Raw genomic sequence first — 17,181 nt, forward strand, 5'->3', positions numbered from 1 at the left:
GGGGATCGTCGAGCTGTCCAAAAATATCTAAAAAATCCATTTCTCCATCGTCCTTGATCAATTGCTTATGCCGCTATTATCTAAAATTCTGTTGGTTGGGTCGCTATTTTTAATGAGGTAGCCCTGAGTGGCTTAGAATTCGGTAAAAAATAACGTTCCGATTGGAATAAAATACAGGAATCCAGCGGGGCGAATTCATTCGCTCCAGGCGATTAAAATCGCCCCTACCAAAAGGTGCTGACCGGCATGTTATGCTCGCGCAGCAATTGCTGGTCGATAGGTGTAGCTCCGAATTCGTTAATGATAATGGCAGAGCGCGGGTAATGGCTGAGCAAGCGGTTAAGCAAAGTGGTTTTGCCACTGCCTAGAAAGCCGCTTAGGAGGGTTATAGGGATTCGATGGATAGGGTTTGACATATAGATTAATCGGGTCTGGTTTTTTACATTATAATTTGGCAAGCCTATTGTGTGGCAACTTATTGAAAATATTATGAATGAATACCCTAACTCTATAATCGTCCCTAAGGCAGGGAAAAATTTAAACCTATTTGGTAATCCAAGCCCCTTAGAAGAAACTGAATGTGGTTCAAATTTTAACAAACCGTACCTATTTTCTTTTTTTTCGGGTGCAGGTTTTTTGGATTTGGGTTTTGAAAAAGCGGGTTACACCATTGCTTACGCTAATGAGATACACAAGCCCTTCCTTGATGCTTACCGCCATTCCCGCCAAAAAATGCACATCCCTGAACCACTCTACGGCTATTTTGCAGGTGATGTCGAAGACTGTCTTTTAGGTCAAGAAGCGGAGCGTTTAGGCCGTTTAGTCAAGGCTGCAAAATTGGCAAGCCAGCCCGTCGGCTTTATTTGGCCCGCCTTGCCCCGATTTTTCGGTTGGTGGTAAAAATCGGGGTCAACACGGTGAAAACGGACGTTTGTCGCAAATTTATACGGATTTGATTTGTAAGATTTTTTTGTATTTGAAAACGTCAAAGGTCTATACCGCACCATTCGGCATCGGGCTTTTTTTGATGGCTTGAAAACCCAGCTTATCGAAGCGGGTTATAGTTTGACTGAACGGCTAATTAATGCGATTGACTACGGTGCGCCGCAAGACCGTGAACGCATCATTTTATTTGGTGTTCGCCAAACGGCTTCAAAGAAGCCTCTCATAAATTCAAGGCATTAAGCCAATTCTGGCCTCTACGAAATGAAAAAAATACCAACAAGAGAACAATTATTAAATCCTGTTTTAGCAGCACTCCTTGGGTTAGGGGGGTCGGGTTCTATTGATGAAATCAACGAGAAAATTATCTCAAACCTCCAAATCCCTGATGAGTTAGTGATCATCCCGCATATAAAAGGCAAAGAAGGTGGGCAGACTGAACTGGAATACCAATCGGCATGGACTAGAACAATACTTAAAAGTGCTGGCTACATTACCAATTCAAAACGAGGTGTTTGGGCATTAGTGGACAGCAACAACACTACAATTGAAGCGATGGATTTGCCTAACATACCGTTGTCCGCCTACCAACAAGAAGAACTGGAAGAACATTGGAAATCTAAACTCCAAAAGATTTTAATCGAAAAATTGACCCCAGATGCTTTTGAGCGGTTAATACAGCGTTTTTTAAGGGAAAAAGGATTTTCTCATGTTGAAGTGACGGGACGCTCTGGAGATGGTGGAATTGATGGTAAAGGCATAGCAAAGATTAATGGGATATTAAGTTTTCATATAGTTTTTCAGTGCAAAAAATACCAAGGCGCGGTTTCGGCGGGGCATATTAGGGATTTTCGGGGTGCTATGGTGGGACGAACTGACAAAGGGCTTTTTATTACAACAGGCTATTTTACAAAAGATGCAGTTAAGGAAGCGACTCGTGACGGTGCGCCAACCATTGATTTAATTGATGGTGAAAAATTGGTTGAAAAATTAAAGGAGTTGAATTTAGGTGTCAACGTGGAGTTGATTGAAAAAATTTCAATTGATGAAAAATGGTTTGAGGGTATTTGATATATTGGTTGATACTTTTATATTAGCATTTAGTTTGGACACCTGAATCGCCTCATCAAAATGGCGTTTTGGCAGAAAGCCAAACAGGTAATGACCAAGCCATTTCTGAAATCCCAACCCAAAATATCGTTTATGATTCCTTGGCAATCACGAAGTCTTCATTACCCGCCGTAGGGACATTGACGTTAAACGGCGGCATCTGCAAATCCAAATCGCCTTGATTGAAATCGGCTATATGCTGGGATTCAGGACATGGGTTGCCCATAACGACAAAGGCTTTCAATACGGCGACAAAAGGGTTGGCGAACTCAATGGCGTTATTCCTCGCCTTGCTGATGAACGGGTCTTGGCTTCTTATGAAGATGCGGTAAAAGCCGCTAACTTAATTGATTGCATCTGGTTTAAAAACGGCAAACTGATGCCGGCGGTAATGGAAGTAGAACACAGTACGGGCATTACCAGCGGTTTGACGCGCATGAAAAATTTTCAAGATTTAGGCCCGCATCTGGCTGATATTCGTTGGGTGATTGTCGCGGCGGATGAAGATAGGGCGGAAGTGATGCGTAAAGCCAGTGTCGAGCATTTTCAATCGCTGAATGCTAAATTTTTCCCCTATTCAGCGGTTGAAGAGCTGTATGACTTATGCAAAAGGCGAAAACTTTCCAATAAGTCGGTTAATGAAGCGTTTTTGGATTGTTTTATGGCGCCGTGTTTGGCTGAGTCAATCCTAAATTAACCAATTTCAGAAGTAAGACTATTTGCAATACTCCAATTATCGACTTATCAAACCTACTCTACAATATCAATCAACATGGCGAACAAACCGCCGATGCTGAAAATCAAACGAAGCGATGGCAACGGACTGCAATACGTTGATATTGTGCGGATGCTGTAACAGTTGCCGGACAGGTGCTGATACGGGTCTTTGCACAATGCACATATGCGTGTCGTATTCGTAAATGCTGCTTAAATCTGCCAAATCGTTGCTAATGACGGCTTTGGCGGTAAAGGTCGGACTTTGTTGTGATTGCAAAACGGCGGACATAGCATTCATCAGGCCAATAAAAAGTGTTCAAAAATTACAATCAGTTGCATGAAAGCCACCCCCGCCGCAAAAATCAGGCTTTGCCCAATGAAATGGCTTAACGAGGAATGTTCGTGCAATACAGGAATAAAATCAGTGGCGGCAATATAGATAAAGCCGCCTGCCGCGATGGGCAATAAAAACACCAAAGAGGCTTCGGCGATACTGCCCAACCACAGCGTAAACAACGCCCCCACGATAACGGTTAACGAGCAGTAAAAGTTATAACGCAAGGCTTGCTTTGGCGTATAGCCGCCATAGACCAAGGCACCGACATCGCCGATTTCTTGGGGGATTTCATGGACGACAATCGCAAGCGTGGTGGTGAAGCCCAACACCGGATCAACCAAAAAACTGCCCGCGATTAAAATGCCATCGACAAAATTATGGATGGCATCGCCCAGTAAATTCATTTTTGCCAAAGGGCGGATACCCTTGGCTTCGGGTGTTTGTTCATCGCTTGGCACAGGGTGCTCATGTCGCCAGCGGAGAAATTTTTCCAAGACAAAAAAGCTAAAAATCCCTGACAACGTCAACAGGCTCACGCTTGACACCGAACCTTGGCGATTGACTGCATCGGGGATTAAATGGATGAAAGCATCACCGAGCAAAACGCCAACCGCCAACGCCACCAAATACGGGACAACCCGCTGCAACGTTTCCGCTTTCAGCCATAAGGCGAACACGCCACTTAAGGAAACTGTGCTGACAGCCATGCTGGCGGCTAAGGTTTCGGCGAGGACATTAAGAACGGGAATGGTCATCATGCTGTGTCCATGCGAAAGTTTTTTGCGCTGCGGTGGGCAAATGCGAGCGGTAAATAAAGCCCGCAATACGCTTAGGCAGCCAATACATACAAACATTGGCCAATACGGCTGCCGCCACGAACAACATGAGACGGGTGAGGATTATTTTTAGGATTGGCGTTTGAATTGACATCATCATTCTCCTCAAAACGTGATGGAACGGGTTATAAGCCTGTTCCAGCAAAGAATTATTTTTAGGATTGGCGTTTGAATTGACATTCTTGTTCTCCTCAAAACCTGACCCGATTAGAAAGATGCTTCAGTTCGCCCCAAAATCGTCATTCCGGCAGGGATTGCCGGAATCCAGAAGCCAAGGATGGCAATCTACACATCACATCCCTGTGTTTTAGATTCCGGCAATCCCTGCCGGAATGACGGCCAAGGGGAGCATCTGTCTAATCAGGAAACGTGATGGAACGGGTTATAAGCCCGCCAACAGCGGAGCTTCCTTAAGGAAACCCTGAATAAGTCTTCTGGCAAATTTAGGGCAAAGGGCATGAACGAATTCAACTTGTGCCGCGTTTTTAACAATCAAGCCGGCTCATCCAACAACCAAGCCGGAAAATCATCTTGATAGCTTTCCCAGTGGCTCTTACCTGCCGACAATTCCGCAGCCGTCAACAAACAGGCGTCCAACTCCCGGCACGCCTGATCGACATTGATGTTTTGCCCGATAAACACCAATTCTTGGCGGCAGTCACCATAGGGGGCTTGCCAATTTGCCATGATGTCATCGACGTTTTCTTCAGGCCATTCGTTTTTGGGTACTGATGCCCACCAGCGTCCGGCGCAGCCGTGCTGCATCATGCCGCCGGCTTGTGACCATTGCCCGACCCAATCAGGTCGCGATGCCAACCAGAAAAAACCTTTCGAACGCAATAAAGTGCCGTTATTCCAATCGCCAAAATGCAGGTAATCGTAAAAGCGTTGTGGATGGAAGGGGCGACGGGCGCGGTAGACAAAACTGGCAATACCGTATTCGTCAGTTTCGGGCTGGTGTTCGCCACGCAATTCCTGCAACCAGCCTGGCGCTTGGGCGGCCTTGTCAAAATCAAAACGTCCGGTATTCAGTAGTTTTGCCAGTGGTGCGTTCCCCATCACCATAGGGATAATTTCCGCATCACGGTTAAGGCTAGCCAATAAGGCTTGTAATTCCGCCAAATCAGTGCTGCTCACCAAGTCGGCTTTGGCAATCAGAATCACATTGCTGAATTCAATTTGTTCAACCAACAAATCGGCAATATTGCGCTGGTCATCTTCCCCTGCAACTTCACCGATTTCCGCTAGAAACGGCGCTTCCAAATATTGCGTCATGAAATTCATCGCATCCACAACGGTGACCATCGTATCGAGCTTGGCAAGGTCGGATAAACTCACGCCAGCGTCATCACGGAAGGTGAAGGTTTCGGCAATGGGCAGCGGTTCCGCGATGCCTGTCGATTCAATCAACAAATAATCAAAGCGCCCCGATTTCGCCAGTTCGGTGACTTCCAGCAACAAATCTTCACGCAATGTGCAGCAAATGCAGCCGTTGCTCATTTCCACCAATTTTTCTTCGGTGCGGTTCAGCACCCTTTCGTTTTTGACTAAGGCGGCATCAATATTGATTTCGCTCATATCGTTGACGATGACGATGACGGCAATTTTCAGCCCTTCGCGGTTGGCGAGGACTTGGTTTAATAACGTCGTTTTGCCTGCGCCTAAAAAGCCGGAAAGAACGGTGACGGGTAAGCGGTTTGTGGTCATAGTGTTTAAATCGGGTGTGTTTGCCCCGCTATTTGCTGTAGCGGAACAAGTGAAAAAATCTTCTAGCGGCGGCTAATACTTGGCCACCACGTTTAGGCATTTTCAAAAGAGGTTGCCGCAAAAATGATTTTTTGGATGAAGCATTTGGCGGTAAGAGGCGCGTCCCAGGTTAATTTTTTATGGGCAGGTATCGGTACAATTCGGGTGATTTTTAATACGTTCATGTTTTACGCGTTCATCGTGATTAGTGGCTAAGGATCATATCCGCGCTGTGTTTAGGCGCAGCAGGTTTTGCCATTTGCCAAATTGGGGTTTCAAGTATAAGCCCGTGGTGATGAGTCTTACGCCGGACATAAGTGGATTGCCGTTACCGGCACCGATACAGGAATGAAACCGGAGAGAAACACCCCCTTACCTACAAGTTACGGCAATCCGCTTATGCCCGGTGCATTCCCTTGCTTTTTTTAGCAGGACGATTGTCAGAAAGTTGAATCAATTCCTCCACGCTATAATGGTCAATAATTCACCCTAAGCCCAATCTCCGCCCCCCTACCCGGTTCCGGCGCAAAATTACGCAAATACGAGGTCGAATTGCGGATATTTTCATCCAGCAAGTTATTGGCTTTGGCAAACACCATCACATCCACGTCTTTGATTTGCTTGATGAGGTACTGGGTGCTGAGGTTTAGCTGCACATAACCAGCGGTGGCGGTGTCGAAATCGCCGGGACGGTCTTGGGCTTCGCCACGGGTCAGCCGCAGGTTGCTGTTCCAATCACCTTTGATATGGTCGAGTTGGAAACCGAAGCGTAACGGTGGCATTCGTGGCACGTCGCCGCCGGCGACAAATTGCCCGCGTGTGTAGTCGCTGAACAAAGTCAAATCGACGAGTCCGTAGTGGTTTTCTATGAGCGGGAAAATCAGTTTGCCTTCATAGCCCATAAACGTGGCATTGGCTTGGCGGCTTTCGACGACGGGCGAGCAAGGTGTGCCTACGGGGCAAATGCCGCCTTCTTCGGTGACAAACACCCCGCTACGTTGCTGGTAAATGTAATCGTTGGCCCAGTTGTGGAACAGATCGAATTCCGCGCGAAAGCCGTTGGCGTTGAATTTATAACCCAAATCCAAATTGTACGAAGTTTCTTCATGCAGCTTGATGTTGCCGATTTCAAAGCTGCGGGTGGCGTCGTGGTAGCCATTGGCGAGCAATTCCTGCACTTGCGGGGCGCGTTGCGAGCGGGTCATGGCAAGGTTGACACTGTGATTATCGTTGATTTTCCACAGGCTGGACGCGGATGCGCTGACGGGAACGTAATTCAAATTACTCAAGCCTTCCGGGGCGATAGTGGTATCTTCAACCCGAAAACCGAGTTGGTTATTCAGCATTCCGAATTTGAACGATTCGACGGCGAACACACCATAGCTATTGGTAAACGATTGCGGGACGATGACGGAATTGCTGGATTTATCTATCGCGGCAAAATCGCTGGCTATGGCTTGGAAGCCTAATGCCCCGTGCAGCCCGGCAATGGGTTTGTGGGTCAGTTCCAAACGGCTTTCGTAAGTTTTGTTGGTGAAAAACGCGGCTTCTTGCCCATTGGGGATTTCGGTGTGTTGGTAATCGGTGTAGCCCAGTTTCATGCGTAGCGATTCGGCAAAGGCGAACGGATTTTTCAGTTCGCTTTTCAAATCGTATTTGCTTTGTTTGAGGGCTATGCGGGTGATTTCGCCGCCTGTGCCATCGGGGGCGATGCCGTAATTGTTTTCCAATCGGTTGATGGACACGCCCGCAAAACCAGGTTCGCCGATTAACGACAGACCTGCCGAACCGCTGATGGCATCGCTAGAGCTGTTGGCGATAAAGCCATTAGTGTTTTGCAGCGTGTCGGGCAAAGTTGGGTCAACTTGCCGCGCGGCGTTGATGTCTATCGCATTGCCGCCAATATCGACATTGCCCCGGTCACGGAAAAAGCCGTCGATATGGTAGGCGATGTGGTCTTTGCCGCCTTCCAGTTTCATGGTCGTGGCGGTTTCATCAGAGACGGAATCAAAACGTTGTTCCAACGCACCGACCCACAGGGATGTGGGAAGTGCGGCGGAAGGTCGGGAATCTTCGCCGCCGCCTAGGAGTTTTTCGGGCAGTTGTTCGGGGATGCGGTTATCGATGACATTGACCACGCCGCCGATTGCACCGCTGCCGTAGAGTAGCGTGGCAGGGCCGCGTAATACTTCAATACGTTCCGCCAGCAACGGTTCGACGCTGGTGGCATGGTCTGGACTGATCGCGGACACATCGTTACTGCCGATGCCGTTATTCAGAACCCGCACCCGTGGCCCGCTTTGCCCGCGTATAACCGGTGTGCCAACGCCGGGCCCAAAAGATTGGCTGGTTATGCCGAGTTCGTTTTTCAGAGTTTCGCCGATGCTGTGCCCGACTTTCAAACGTAATTCTTCATCGCTTAGGATAGTGACGGGAAGCGTAGTATCGGAAACATTTTCTTGCAGGGGCGCAGTGACGACTATTTGCTCCAGTTCCGTTATAGATGAAGTTTCCGCATAGACAGGTGTGCCAAATGCGGATAGACAAAGCATGGCGAGTTTTTTATTCATATTTTAAGTGTCGGGGAAAGAGGCTATAGAAATGGTCAAACGGTGGATTATTGGCAAAAAATCTGGATATGATTAAAAGTGCAAAGTGACAAGTTTTTTCGCAGGGAAAAGATTGATGTGGGTTTCCCTTGCACACCAGTCCCAAACCCATCTTCTCCAGGAGAAAAAAAACAGACTAACCGGGTACCTTCTTGAAACCTTGCACTTTTAATCACACAAAAATCAGCCACTTCATAATGGCCTTGTTGCCATCAACCCAAACAACACGGCTCATAAAATATGTTATAACATAACATATTGCAAGTAATTTTTTCCCTGATGAAACAAGCTCCGCTATTCGGTAAACGGCGAATTCATATAATAAGTGCCATAACTTGCCTCATAAGCACTGATAAGCTAGTATTTCCGCATATCGAGTTTTTCAGCCACACCCAACTTTAAACCGTAAGGAATATCTCTCATGTTAAAAATCTATACCCTACTCATTCCGGCATTGCTGGCAGCAAGCTTGAGTGGCTGCGGAATGTTTCATAATTACGAAGTTAAAGATGCCGATCTGGTTGATGTAAGCTACGACGCCGTTGATGACCTGCAAAAAAGGCTCACCCGAAAACCCGCCAAAAACTCCCTGATCATCGTCACAACCTTATTGAATGTCGATAACCTTAACAAAACATCGGCTTTTGGCCGGATCGTTTCTGACCAAATCGCCTCGGCTTTCCATCAAGCCGGCTATCAAATCATCGGCATGGAACTGCCCATTGATTTGTTTGTGATGCAAGAGGATGGCAGCTTGCATCTTTCCGATGACACCCAAAAATTGCTTAGACGTTACCATGCCGCCGTCTTGGTTGGCGGGGTCTACGCTCCGGGCAAAAAGAATTCTTATGTGTCACTGCGCGTTATTGAAACCGCGACAAAAAATATCATTTCTTCAACGGATTACTCCATACCGATGGGACCGGATGCAAAATTGCTGATGTCGCCTAAGGATGTCGGCTCCGCCGGTACACGAGGCGAACCGCTTGCCGAGGAAGTAAAATCCGCCCCTGAGCCTGAAACCAGCGTAGTCGAAGAAAGCTCACCCGCTAAAACAGCAACTGAAAAGACCACAACAGAAAAAACCTCAAGCGACAGCCTCGAATAAGCATTTGGATTAACGCTCCCTCACCAAGCGAAAACCCAGATTTGCCTGCCGCGCCCACGCCGTACTCCAGTTGCGGTAGGCGGCGCGCACTCTGGGCGCGTCGGCATTCCAGCCGCCACCGCGCATCACCAGCAAATCGTCAAAATCGGGTTTGGCGTTTAGGCAAACCTGTTCGGAACCGTTATAAGCTTCTTCATAACGTGAACACGTCCATTCCCAGACATTGCCCAACATATCGTGCAATTTCCATGAATTAGCCAGCAATCCCCCTACCGTGGCATAAAAAAACTGCCCGTCGTCACATTCATGCCTTTGTTCCCAGGAGAGCGCCTTAATTTTTTTCTTATCGGCGACATTCGCATAACGGCAAGCAATGTCGGGATTATTTCCCCAATACCGCGCCGTTGTCGACCCTGCCCTGGCGGCATATTCCCATTCGGCTTCGGTAGGCAAACGATAATAGTGGCCAGATTCTTTGTTCAGCCAATCAATATAAGCCTGCACATCATGGAAACTGACACATCCCACTGGCTGGTCGGATTTTAGGCTCAAGTCCTTGACGGGAGACCGCCAGTTTGCCCACTCCCACCAGGCCCAATGTGGTTCGGCAGTATGGTCATAACTCCAGCAACCTTTTTCTTCGTTACCACGTTCAGCATCGGTCACAAAATGGGTGGCGTTGACAAAGTATTGGAATTCCTCGACGGTAATTTCGTATTTTGCCAACTTAAAACTTTTGACGCAGATTCTATGCAGGGTTTCGTTATCACCACGACCTTGTTCAGTTTCAGGACTCCCCATAAAAAAACAGCCCGAAGGCACAGCGGCCACATCGGGAACCAAGCCTGCACCGATATGACGTAAAGGCGTTTTTAAGGTCTTAGCCAATTCGGCCCGCACAGGCAAGTTGATGGCAAAACCGCCCAGCAAAAATAGAAAAGTGACGTGGATAATCGACATGAAAAAGTTTGCAGGCAAAAATTAAATTATCGCATGTTCCGTAACCAGACTTCCCTCTCCTTTCATAGGGTAAGTCAAACAACAATTCCGTTTGAAAACCTACAAAGTCTATCTTGCAATTAATATCTGCGGACAATTTAGGTATGATGCGGTAATTATTACCAGCTCATCCTACGATATGCCACTGAATAAAAGCCTACAATCCGAATTGCAAAACTTGCCCGACTCCTTGCGCGAAACTATCGCCCCATTATTGCAACAATGGCAGGAAAAACTCGGCCAGCTAAATCTGGACATTCCCACCTCGCCGGAATTGACCAGCCTGCCCAAAGTGTGGGCCGGCAGCCAGTTTATTGCGGAAACTTGCTTGCGGCAGCCGGAATTGCTGTTGGATTTAATAGCCACTGGTGATTTGTCAACACCTTATGCGGAATCGTCTTTTAACGAAAAGTTACAATTACTCGCCATAAGCGATGAAGCGGAGTTAATGCGCCAGCTCCGGCACAACCGGCGGCGCGAGATGGTCAGGATAGCGTGGCGGGATTTGGCGGGCTGGGCGCAATTGTCTGAAACGCTGATGGATTTATCGCGCCTGGCAGATGCCTGCATCCAATTCGCCTTGGATTTTCTGTACACACAAGCCTGTGCGAAACGTGGCGCCCCCTTACTGCCGGATGGCAGCCCACAGCAGCTTATCGTGCTGGGCATGGGCAAACTCGGCGCCTACGAGCTGAATTATTCCTCCGACATCGACCTGATTTTTGCCTACCCCGAAGAGGGTGTCTTGCCTGACCGCAAAGCCACGAGTTACGGCGAATTTTTCACCCGTTTATGCCAAAGCCTGGTCAAAGTCTTGGATGAAATTACCGTGGACGGCTTTGTATTCCGCACCGACATCCGTCTGCGGCCTTATGGAGACAGCGGCGCGGTGATCATGACGTTTGACGGCATGGAGCATTATTACCTGACCCAAGCGCGGGAGTGGGAGCGTTACGCGATGATCAAAGCCCGGCAAGTCGCCGGCGATTTTACGATGGGGGCGCAGTTGATGGGTATGTTACGGGCCTTTGTCTACCGGCGTTATCTTGATTATGGCGCGTTTGAAGAATTGCGCTCGTTGAAAGCCCAAATCACCCAAGAATTGCGCCGTAAAGACCGCCTCGACAACGTCAAGCTCGGCGCGGGCGGTATCCGCGAAGTGGAGTTTATCGGCCAAGCGTTCCAACTTATCCGGGGCGGTACTGAAAAATCCCTACAACAACGCGGTATCCTGGATATTTTAAAAAGGCTAGGCGAGCTGAATTTGCTCACGCCTGCCGACACCGAACAACTTATTTCGTCTTACGGCTTCCTGCGCCGTGTCGAAAACCATATCCAGCAATATCAAGACAAGCAATGCCACGATTTGCCAACCAACCCGACCGCCCAAACCAGCCTGGCCTATTCACTGGATTTTTCTGATTGGAACCATTTTAAAACCGCCTTGGACAGCGTCAGAAGCCAAGTCCATAGTGTTTTTGAACAAGTCTTCTCATTATCCAAACCGGAATCAAGCGACAGCCACGGGCTGCATATTTGGTCAGAAAATGCCGATGAAGCCGATTTACTGGAACAACTTGGACAATGTGGGTTCACCAGACCACAAGCCAGCCTGACCGCCATCCGGCAATTCAAACAAGCCGCGCCGATTAAACGTTTGAGCGCCAAAGGCGCGGCGGTGTTGGATCGCTTAATGCCGCTATTGTTAGATGCCCTGCCCGTCCAGACCCACCCTGACCAAACCTTAAAACGGGTCTTGACCTTGTTTGAAGCTGTCGCCGGACGGGCAGTGTATTTGTCGCTACTGGCAGAAAATCCCGATGCGTTGGCACAATTGTTACGCTTGATTTCCGCCAGCGCATGGCTAAGTGATTATTTGGCGCGTTACCCCATTTTGTTTGATGAACTGCTTGATCCGCGCACGTTATTTGCCCCCTTGCAAAAACAGGATTTGGACGCGCAACTGGCGATATTGCTCACCCCGATAGACAACCAAGACCTTGAAGCGTTGATGACCGTCCTGCGCCAATTCAAGCAACAGCAAGTATTGAAAGTCGCCGCCGCCGACATCATGGGCGTGGTTCCATTGATGGTGGTCAGTGATTATCTGACCTATATCGCCGAAAGCGTGGTCGGGCAAGTCGTCAAACGGGCATGGCTGATGCTGACTGAAAAACATGGCTTCCCGCCGGTAAGCCAAGAAAGTGGCGAAGTTAGCCCTGGTTTTGCTGTCTTGGGACTCGGAAAATTTGGCGGTATCGAATTGGGCTATGGTTCCGATTTGGATTTGGTGTTTATTTGCGATTACGCCGATGGCCTGGCAATGACCGATGGTGCAAAACCGCTGTCCTGCACCCAGTTCTACGGGCGTTTAGGCCAAAAAATCAGGCACATCCTCGACACCAAATTGCTGTCCGGCATTTTGTATGAAATCGACATGCGCTTACGCCCGAACGGTGATTCCGGCTTGCTAGTGACCCACATCAACACCTACGAAGACTACCTCCGCAACCAAGCCTGGACCTGGGAACACCAAGCCTTGGTCAGAGGCCGCTTTATTGCAGGCGACACCCGTTTGCAAACGGGTTTTGAAAAGTTGCGCCATGCTATTTTAGGCTTGCCCAGAAACCTTGAAAACTTAAGGGCCGAAGTCCGCGACATGCGCGAAAAAATGCGCCTAGCCCTTGTGAACAACGAACTTGGGAAATTTGACCTCAAACAAGGCAACGGTGGCATCGCCGATATTGAATTCATCGTGCAATTTCTGATACTGGCCCATGCTGCAAACCACCCCGCGTTGACCGTTTACACCGACAACATCCGCTTATTGGAAAATCTGGGAAGCCAAGGCTTGCTTCCCGAAACCACAGTCACCACGCTAAAAACGGCGTATTGCGAATACCGGGATTTAGGCCATAAACTGGCGCTACAAGACAGCCTCGCCCTGGTTGATGAAAGGGAAGTTGCCGAATTGAAACAGTCGGTCGGGCACATTTGGGATCAAGTATTAATTTTCCCGTAAGTTTTGCATTCTTTAGCGTTGCGCTTGCCTATACAGTAAGCCAGGCTTAATGGAGATTTGCATTGGATTGCTGGCAATTTCCCGTGCCGCCAGAAATTGCGCGTAATAATTGCGGGAAGCGAATCCAAACGCCGGGCCGTTATAAGCCTTGACGATACGGACAAAATCCCGGCCCACGGTATTTTGCGCCCGTCTCATGCCGCCAACACCGTGGTTGTAGGAAGTAATCGCTGTCGGCCAATCCCCCAGTTTGCGGTAGGCGAAACTCAAATAACGGGCCGCACCAAGCGCAGATGCAAAAGGATCCAAGCGTTTGTCAACCCTATCGCCACCGGGCATGAAGGTTTTCGCCGCGCCTTTGGTGAATTGCCACATGCCTACCGCACCTGCGGAAGATTTGGCGGACGGTTGGAACGAAGATTCAACATGAGGCAATAAGGCCAATTCTTCCGGCAAGCCCGCATCACGGAATATTTTTCTAAATTGCCGTTCATAGCGGCGGCTTATCTCCAGCCCTTTCATAAACCGTTCCTGGGTGCCACGTTGTGGACGCACCCGTTCGGCTGCTCCGGTTAAAACACTGCCCAGTGGTCTGCCATTAGCTTGTAATTTGGGGATGATTCGCCTGTCGCTGGCATTCAACGGCATGTTATAGCGCAATTTATTCTCAAGGATTGCCAGTTGGGTTTTCCAAAAAGCGCGGCGTTGGCTGACCATTTCTTTTTGTTCGCTGGTCAGGCTTTCGCCGACATCCCCTGGCAACACCATCACTTCGTAGATCACATCCAAATAACGGTCATCGTGAAATGCCACTTCCGAGCGACGCCACTCCACATAGGTTTTGCGCCAGAATTCCACCGCCGGTTCCAGCTCACCGGGTTTGTGAAATGCATCGGAAAGGTTTGATTTATAGGAGCTTTGCGGAGGAAATGCCGGTTGGCTAATGGGATGGGAGGTGGCGATATGGTCACTTTTGATCGTTGGTTCCGTGCTGGTACAAGCATTCAACACGAACACAAGCACTGCCAAAAACCCAATACGCTTAATTAATCGGTTCATTATTATTCAAAGGGGCTGGATAAATAATCTGTAGAAAAATAGTTTTTGCAACACAACATACAAAAAAACCTGGACATTGACAAGCAACATTGGTGTCGCAGCAAATTTTCCGCAGCCACCCTTCTTCATCACCCAACATCCATCAGCAAAAGCGCAGTAAAATGGAAACTGCTTTAAGCGGGTTTGGCCGTGTCGCTTGCTTTGAAGCCCATCAATTATAATAACTGATGTTACGCACCGACTACGAACTATCAATAACTTACAGTTGTTTTTTGCTTTGTAAGTCATTGATTCTTCGTTGGCCTGCGTAACATCAGATAATAAGCCATTAAGCATTTGCCAGCCGATAAATAGACCTTCCTGATCTTTAAAAATGGAAGACCTATGATCCGCATTAACCCAACCTAAAACCAAGCCCATGCCCACCATCGAAATACCCATCTGGCCTTACGCTTACGGACAACCCGTCAGCACCGGAAACCTGCGCACGTTGCCAGAAGACTTCATCGTCACCGAACAACTCGCCTTTGAACCGTCCGGCGACGGCGAACATGTATTTCTTTATATCGAAAAAATCGGTGAAAACACTGAATACATCGCCAGGCTCTTGGCAAGACACGCCCAGGTCCGGCAACGTGATATTGGCTATGCCGGACTCAAAGACCGCCATGCCATCACCCGCCAATGGTTTAGCGTCTGGTTGCCTGGTAAAACGGGGGACGGGCCGGATTGGACCTTACTGAATGGCGATCAACTACACGTTTTACATACTGTCCGCCATGCACAGAAACTAAAACGCGGCGTATTGGCGGGCAACCAGTTCCAAATCACGTTACGGAACTGGCAAGGCGACACCGACACGCTGATCCGGCAATTGGAGCAAATCAAAACCCACGGCGTCCCAAATTATTACGGTGGGCAACGTTTCGGCCATAACGGGCAGAACGTCAACAAAGCCTTGGCGATGTTCGATGGTGCGAAAACCGGACGCGAACAACGCAGCCTTTACCTTTCCGCCGCCCGTTCATTTTTATTCAACCAACTGCTCGCCCAACGCGTCCAAAACCAAACTTGGAACCAAGCCGTAGACGGGGATGCTTACATTTTTGACCGTTCTAATAGTTGCTTCAAATCCACGCAGGCCGATGACGGCATCATCCGACGTTTAAGCCGTGGCGACATCCATCCTAGCGGGATGTTATGGGGCAAAGGCGATGCCGACGTCAGCAGCACGGCATTGCAACTCGAACACAACATCATCGCCGCGTACCCAGCCCTAGCCGAGGGTTTGCTGGCAGTTGGGGTAGATAGAAACCGCCGCGCCTTGCGTGCCAATGTCTTTGATTTACAATGGGCATTTATTACGGATGATGTGCTGGTTGTGAGTTTTAGCTTGCCTGCGGGTAGCTATGCGACGGCGGCGTTGCGGGAGTTTGTGGATTATGGGGAAAAGTAGTTCAAGAGCGGTATCGCTTAGGAATGAGCATGGAATAAATTCGCGGATCAAGACCTGTCAGGTTTCTTGTGCCCCAGAGATATAAGGGTATCAAAACCTGGCAGGTCTAACGAGCCGTTGCGGAAATTATTTCATGCCCGTTCCTTACCTAAAAAATTTGTCCAATTTGGCTGTAAACTGGGTAAAGATTAGTAGCAGCGGGCAGAAGCCCGCCGCCTAGCTATAATGAGTTTGAAGCGATATTGAACAGCTTCCAACGCATCGGAATGGGGTTGCTAACAAAACTTCATCCTGGTTACGGGATTATTTGTTCATTTTTCATCGTGTTAAGCAATTGGCGTGCTTGTGCCGTTTCTTCTTCGGTACCATGCAGGATTAGGACAAATTTATCCGCAATCAGGGCTTTTTCGTATTTGATGATTTCGTCTTCTTTCATGCCCATGCTGAATAACGCCGCACCGAGCGCGGATAATCCCGCCATGATCACCGAACTTTCCATAGCCGCCACCAGCGAGGTGACAATTGGGCCGGCGAGGGCCACCAAACCGACACCGGGAATAAAGAACACGGCGGGTGCAAAAAGCAATCCCCAAATGCCACCCCAAATCGCGCCGACACTCCCCCACGTTTTAATGCGGTCGCCTTTGGTATAAAAACCTACGGGGTGTTCTTCAGTTTGATAGCCTTTACCAATAATAGATAGGTTTTCCATATCGAAACCTTGCTTGTGCAAGGCTTTTACGGCTTCTTCTGCCTCGATGTGGGAGTTAAAGATGGAGATGACGGTATTCTCAACACTATTTTTTAAATTATCTAAAGTATTTTCTGTGCTCATGGTACATGTCCTGAAAAATTTGCGGGAAGTCGCTGTCGGTTAATCTACTTGATTCGTAAAGATAATCCACCGGACAGTTTAGGATTTGGCTAAAAACAACTTCCCTGAAGCATTCTTGAAATCCTAGACCTGACAGGTTTCAAAAACCTGTCAGGTCTTAATATCGGGAAGTTATTAATGGCCAAATCTTTAGCTTGAATTATCAAGGGATAATCCAAATCCAGTATACGCCGATTTTTCAAGCTGAGTTAATCCGTTAAAGTCACTCGTTTTTCAGAGCAAACGAGAAGAAGAACGCTCGATATTGCCCTGCTGGTGCTGGACTTTATTTTACAAAATCTGCGTGGGAACCCTTAGCAGAAGTTATTTTTTGCCACATCCTAAAGCACTCGATACCCTACAGAA

At 48.4% G+C, this 17,181-nt stretch carries 18 protein-coding genes and 1 pseudogene; 8 read left to right on the plus strand and 11 right to left on the minus strand.

All coding sequences use genetic code 11. The features are described 5' to 3' along the window. Positions 1 to 224: 224 nt before the first annotated feature. The gene (locus tag PHH59_RS03155) at positions 225 to 416 is read right to left on the minus strand and encodes a GTP-binding protein (RefSeq protein WP_300011092.1); all 192 of its coding nucleotides are present in this window, start codon (positions 414 to 416) and stop codon (positions 225 to 227) included. 73 nt (positions 417 to 489) lie between these two features. On the opposite strand from PHH59_RS03155, the gene PHH59_RS03160 reads away from it, so the two are divergent. From PHH59_RS03160 to PHH59_RS03175, 5 genes and pseudogenes are all read left to right on the plus strand, one after another. After that, positions 490 to 900 (plus strand): DNA cytosine methyltransferase, encoded by a 411-nt coding sequence (locus tag PHH59_RS03160; protein WP_300011095.1) that lies wholly within the window; start codon positions 490 to 492, stop codon positions 898 to 900. A gap of 78 nt (positions 901 to 978) precedes the next feature. After that, positions 979 to 1,185: pseudogene (locus PHH59_RS16900) on the plus strand (DNA cytosine methyltransferase); the annotation flags it as partial. Between the two features lie 21 nt (positions 1,186 to 1,206). Then, complete coding sequence (locus PHH59_RS03165) at positions 1,207 to 2,013, plus strand: restriction endonuclease (protein ID WP_300011098.1); 807 nt, start codon at positions 1,207 to 1,209, stop codon at positions 2,011 to 2,013. Between the two features lie 68 nt (positions 2,014 to 2,081). Next, positions 2,082 to 2,234, plus strand: coding sequence for a hypothetical protein (locus PHH59_RS03170; RefSeq protein WP_300011101.1), 153 nt, complete (start codon positions 2,082 to 2,084; stop codon positions 2,232 to 2,234). Continuing rightward, positions 2,231 to 2,749: a hypothetical protein gene (locus tag PHH59_RS03175; RefSeq protein ID WP_300011104.1), complete on the plus strand. Its 519-nt coding sequence runs from the start codon at positions 2,231 to 2,233 to the stop codon at positions 2,747 to 2,749. Before PHH59_RS03170 ends, PHH59_RS03175 begins: the two co-directional genes overlap by 4 nt. A gap of 66 nt (positions 2,750 to 2,815) precedes the next feature. On the opposite strand, the gene PHH59_RS03180 is transcribed toward PHH59_RS03175, so the two are convergent. The 6 genes from PHH59_RS03180 to PHH59_RS03205 all read right to left on the minus strand — a co-directional run bounded on the left by PHH59_RS03180 (position 2,816) and on the right by PHH59_RS03205 (position 8,258). Beyond that, positions 2,816 to 3,058, minus strand: coding sequence for a hypothetical protein (locus PHH59_RS03180; protein WP_300011107.1), 243 nt, complete (start codon positions 3,056 to 3,058; stop codon positions 2,816 to 2,818). Between the two features lie 8 nt (positions 3,059 to 3,066). Next, positions 3,067 to 3,861, minus strand: a complete 795-nt coding sequence (locus PHH59_RS03185; RefSeq protein WP_300011110.1) for a ZIP family metal transporter — start codon at positions 3,859 to 3,861, stop codon at positions 3,067 to 3,069. After that, positions 3,842 to 4,036 carry a hypothetical protein gene (locus tag PHH59_RS03190; RefSeq protein ID WP_300011113.1) on the minus strand — a complete coding sequence of 65 codons (195 nt, stop codon included), beginning with the start codon at positions 4,034 to 4,036 and terminating at the stop codon, positions 3,842 to 3,844. Before PHH59_RS03190 ends, PHH59_RS03185 begins: the two co-directional genes overlap by 20 nt. Positions 4,037 to 4,434: 398 nt before the next feature. Then, positions 4,435 to 5,649 carry a zinc metallochaperone GTPase ZigA gene (zigA, locus tag PHH59_RS03195; protein ID WP_300011117.1) on the minus strand — a complete coding sequence of 405 codons (1,215 nt, stop codon included), beginning with the start codon at positions 5,647 to 5,649 and terminating at the stop codon, positions 4,435 to 4,437. 92 nt (positions 5,650 to 5,741) lie between these two features. Then, positions 5,742 to 5,873 carry a hypothetical protein gene (locus tag PHH59_RS03200; RefSeq protein WP_300011120.1) on the minus strand — a complete coding sequence of 44 codons (132 nt, stop codon included), beginning with the start codon at positions 5,871 to 5,873 and terminating at the stop codon, positions 5,742 to 5,744. 291 nt (positions 5,874 to 6,164) lie between these two features. Beyond that, a complete protein-coding gene (locus tag PHH59_RS03205; protein ID WP_300011123.1) occupies positions 6,165 to 8,258 on the minus strand; it encodes a TonB-dependent receptor in 2,094 nt (697 codons plus the stop codon). Positions 8,259 to 8,718: 460 nt separating this feature from the next. On the opposite strand from PHH59_RS03205, the gene PHH59_RS03210 reads away from it, so the two are divergent. Then, positions 8,719 to 9,405 carry a FlgO family outer membrane protein gene (locus PHH59_RS03210; protein WP_300011126.1) on the plus strand — a complete coding sequence of 229 codons (687 nt, stop codon included), beginning with the start codon at positions 8,719 to 8,721 and terminating at the stop codon, positions 9,403 to 9,405. A gap of 9 nt (positions 9,406 to 9,414) precedes the next feature. Here PHH59_RS03210 and PHH59_RS03215 read toward each other — a convergent pair whose 3' ends face one another. Next, positions 9,415 to 10,365 carry an SUMF1/EgtB/PvdO family nonheme iron enzyme gene (locus PHH59_RS03215; protein WP_300011129.1) on the minus strand — a complete coding sequence of 317 codons (951 nt, stop codon included), beginning with the start codon at positions 10,363 to 10,365 and terminating at the stop codon, positions 9,415 to 9,417. Between the two features lie 178 nt (positions 10,366 to 10,543). Here PHH59_RS03215 and glnE point away from each other — a divergent pair, with 178 nt between their 5' ends. After that, the gene (gene glnE / locus PHH59_RS03220) at positions 10,544 to 13,426 is read left to right on the plus strand and encodes a bifunctional [glutamate--ammonia ligase]-adenylyl-L-tyrosine phosphorylase/[glutamate--ammonia-ligase] adenylyltransferase (protein WP_300011132.1); all 2,883 of its coding nucleotides are present in this window, start codon (positions 10,544 to 10,546) and stop codon (positions 13,424 to 13,426) included. Positions 13,427 to 13,438: 12 nt separating this feature from the next. Here the strand turns inward: glnE and PHH59_RS03225 are convergent, their stop codons facing one another. Both PHH59_RS03225 and PHH59_RS03230 read right to left on the minus strand, forming a co-directional pair. Beyond that, entirely contained in the window at positions 13,439 to 14,485 is a 1,047-nt protein-coding gene (locus PHH59_RS03225; RefSeq protein ID WP_300011135.1) for a lytic transglycosylase domain-containing protein, read from the minus strand. 6 nt (positions 14,486 to 14,491) lie between these two features. Then, a complete protein-coding gene (locus PHH59_RS03230) occupies positions 14,492 to 14,926 on the minus strand; it encodes a hypothetical protein (RefSeq protein WP_300011138.1) in 435 nt (144 codons plus the stop codon). Between PHH59_RS03230 and truD the strand changes: the two genes are divergently transcribed. Continuing rightward, positions 14,904 to 15,941: a tRNA pseudouridine(13) synthase TruD gene (gene truD / locus PHH59_RS03235; RefSeq protein WP_300011141.1), complete on the plus strand. Its 1,038-nt coding sequence runs from the start codon at positions 14,904 to 14,906 to the stop codon at positions 15,939 to 15,941. The genes PHH59_RS03230 and truD overlap by 23 nt on opposite strands. Positions 15,942 to 16,236: 295 nt before the next feature. Here truD and PHH59_RS03240 read toward each other — a convergent pair whose 3' ends face one another. Further along, positions 16,237 to 16,776 carry a DUF1269 domain-containing protein gene (locus PHH59_RS03240; protein WP_300011144.1) on the minus strand — a complete coding sequence of 180 codons (540 nt, stop codon included), beginning with the start codon at positions 16,774 to 16,776 and terminating at the stop codon, positions 16,237 to 16,239. Positions 16,777 to 17,181: the final 405 nt, after the last annotated feature.

The organism is Methylovulum sp., from assembly GCF_028687615.1.
GTDB lineage: Bacteria > Pseudomonadota > Gammaproteobacteria > Methylococcales > Methylomonadaceae > Methylovulum.

What these genes read in the sequence shown, in the direction of transcription:
- PHH59_RS03205 (WP_300011123.1), bottom strand. Translation starts at nt 8,258, where the DNA reads ATGAATAAAAAACTCGCCATGCTTTGTCTATCCGCATTTGGCACACCT.
- zigA (WP_300011117.1), bottom strand. Translation starts at nt 5,649, where the DNA reads ATGACCACAAACCGCTTACCCGTCACCGTTCTTTCCGGCTTTTTAGGC.
- PHH59_RS03200 (WP_300011120.1), bottom strand. Translation starts at nt 5,873, where the DNA reads ATGAACGTATTAAAAATCACCCGAATTGTACCGATACCTGCCCATAAA.
- glnE (WP_300011132.1), top strand. Translation starts at nt 10,544, where the DNA reads ATGCCACTGAATAAAAGCCTACAATCCGAATTGCAAAACTTGCCCGAC.
- PHH59_RS03165 (WP_300011098.1), top strand. Translation starts at nt 1,207, where the DNA reads ATGAAAAAAATACCAACAAGAGAACAATTATTAAATCCTGTTTTAGCA.
- PHH59_RS03190 (WP_300011113.1), bottom strand. Translation starts at nt 4,036, where the DNA reads ATGTCAATTCAAACGCCAATCCTAAAAATAATCCTCACCCGTCTCATG.
- PHH59_RS03215 (WP_300011129.1), bottom strand. Translation starts at nt 10,365, where the DNA reads ATGTCGATTATCCACGTCACTTTTCTATTTTTGCTGGGCGGTTTTGCC.
- PHH59_RS03180 (WP_300011107.1), bottom strand. Translation starts at nt 3,058, where the DNA reads ATGTCCGCCGTTTTGCAATCACAACAAAGTCCGACCTTTACCGCCAAA.
- PHH59_RS03160 (WP_300011095.1), top strand. Translation starts at nt 490, where the DNA reads ATGAATGAATACCCTAACTCTATAATCGTCCCTAAGGCAGGGAAAAAT.
- PHH59_RS03230 (WP_300011138.1), bottom strand. Translation starts at nt 14,926, where the DNA reads ATGGGTATTTCGATGGTGGGCATGGGCTTGGTTTTAGGTTGGGTTAAT.
- PHH59_RS03210 (WP_300011126.1), top strand. Translation starts at nt 8,719, where the DNA reads ATGTTAAAAATCTATACCCTACTCATTCCGGCATTGCTGGCAGCAAGC.
- PHH59_RS03155 (WP_300011092.1), bottom strand. Translation starts at nt 416, where the DNA reads ATGTCAAACCCTATCCATCGAATCCCTATAACCCTCCTAAGCGGCTTT.
- truD (WP_300011141.1), top strand. Translation starts at nt 14,904, where the DNA reads ATGCCCACCATCGAAATACCCATCTGGCCTTACGCTTACGGACAACCC.
- PHH59_RS03240 (WP_300011144.1), bottom strand. Translation starts at nt 16,776, where the DNA reads ATGAGCACAGAAAATACTTTAGATAATTTAAAAAATAGTGTTGAGAAT.
- PHH59_RS03225 (WP_300011135.1), bottom strand. Translation starts at nt 14,485, where the DNA reads ATGAACCGATTAATTAAGCGTATTGGGTTTTTGGCAGTGCTTGTGTTC.
- PHH59_RS03185 (WP_300011110.1), bottom strand. Translation starts at nt 3,861, where the DNA reads ATGACCATTCCCGTTCTTAATGTCCTCGCCGAAACCTTAGCCGCCAGC.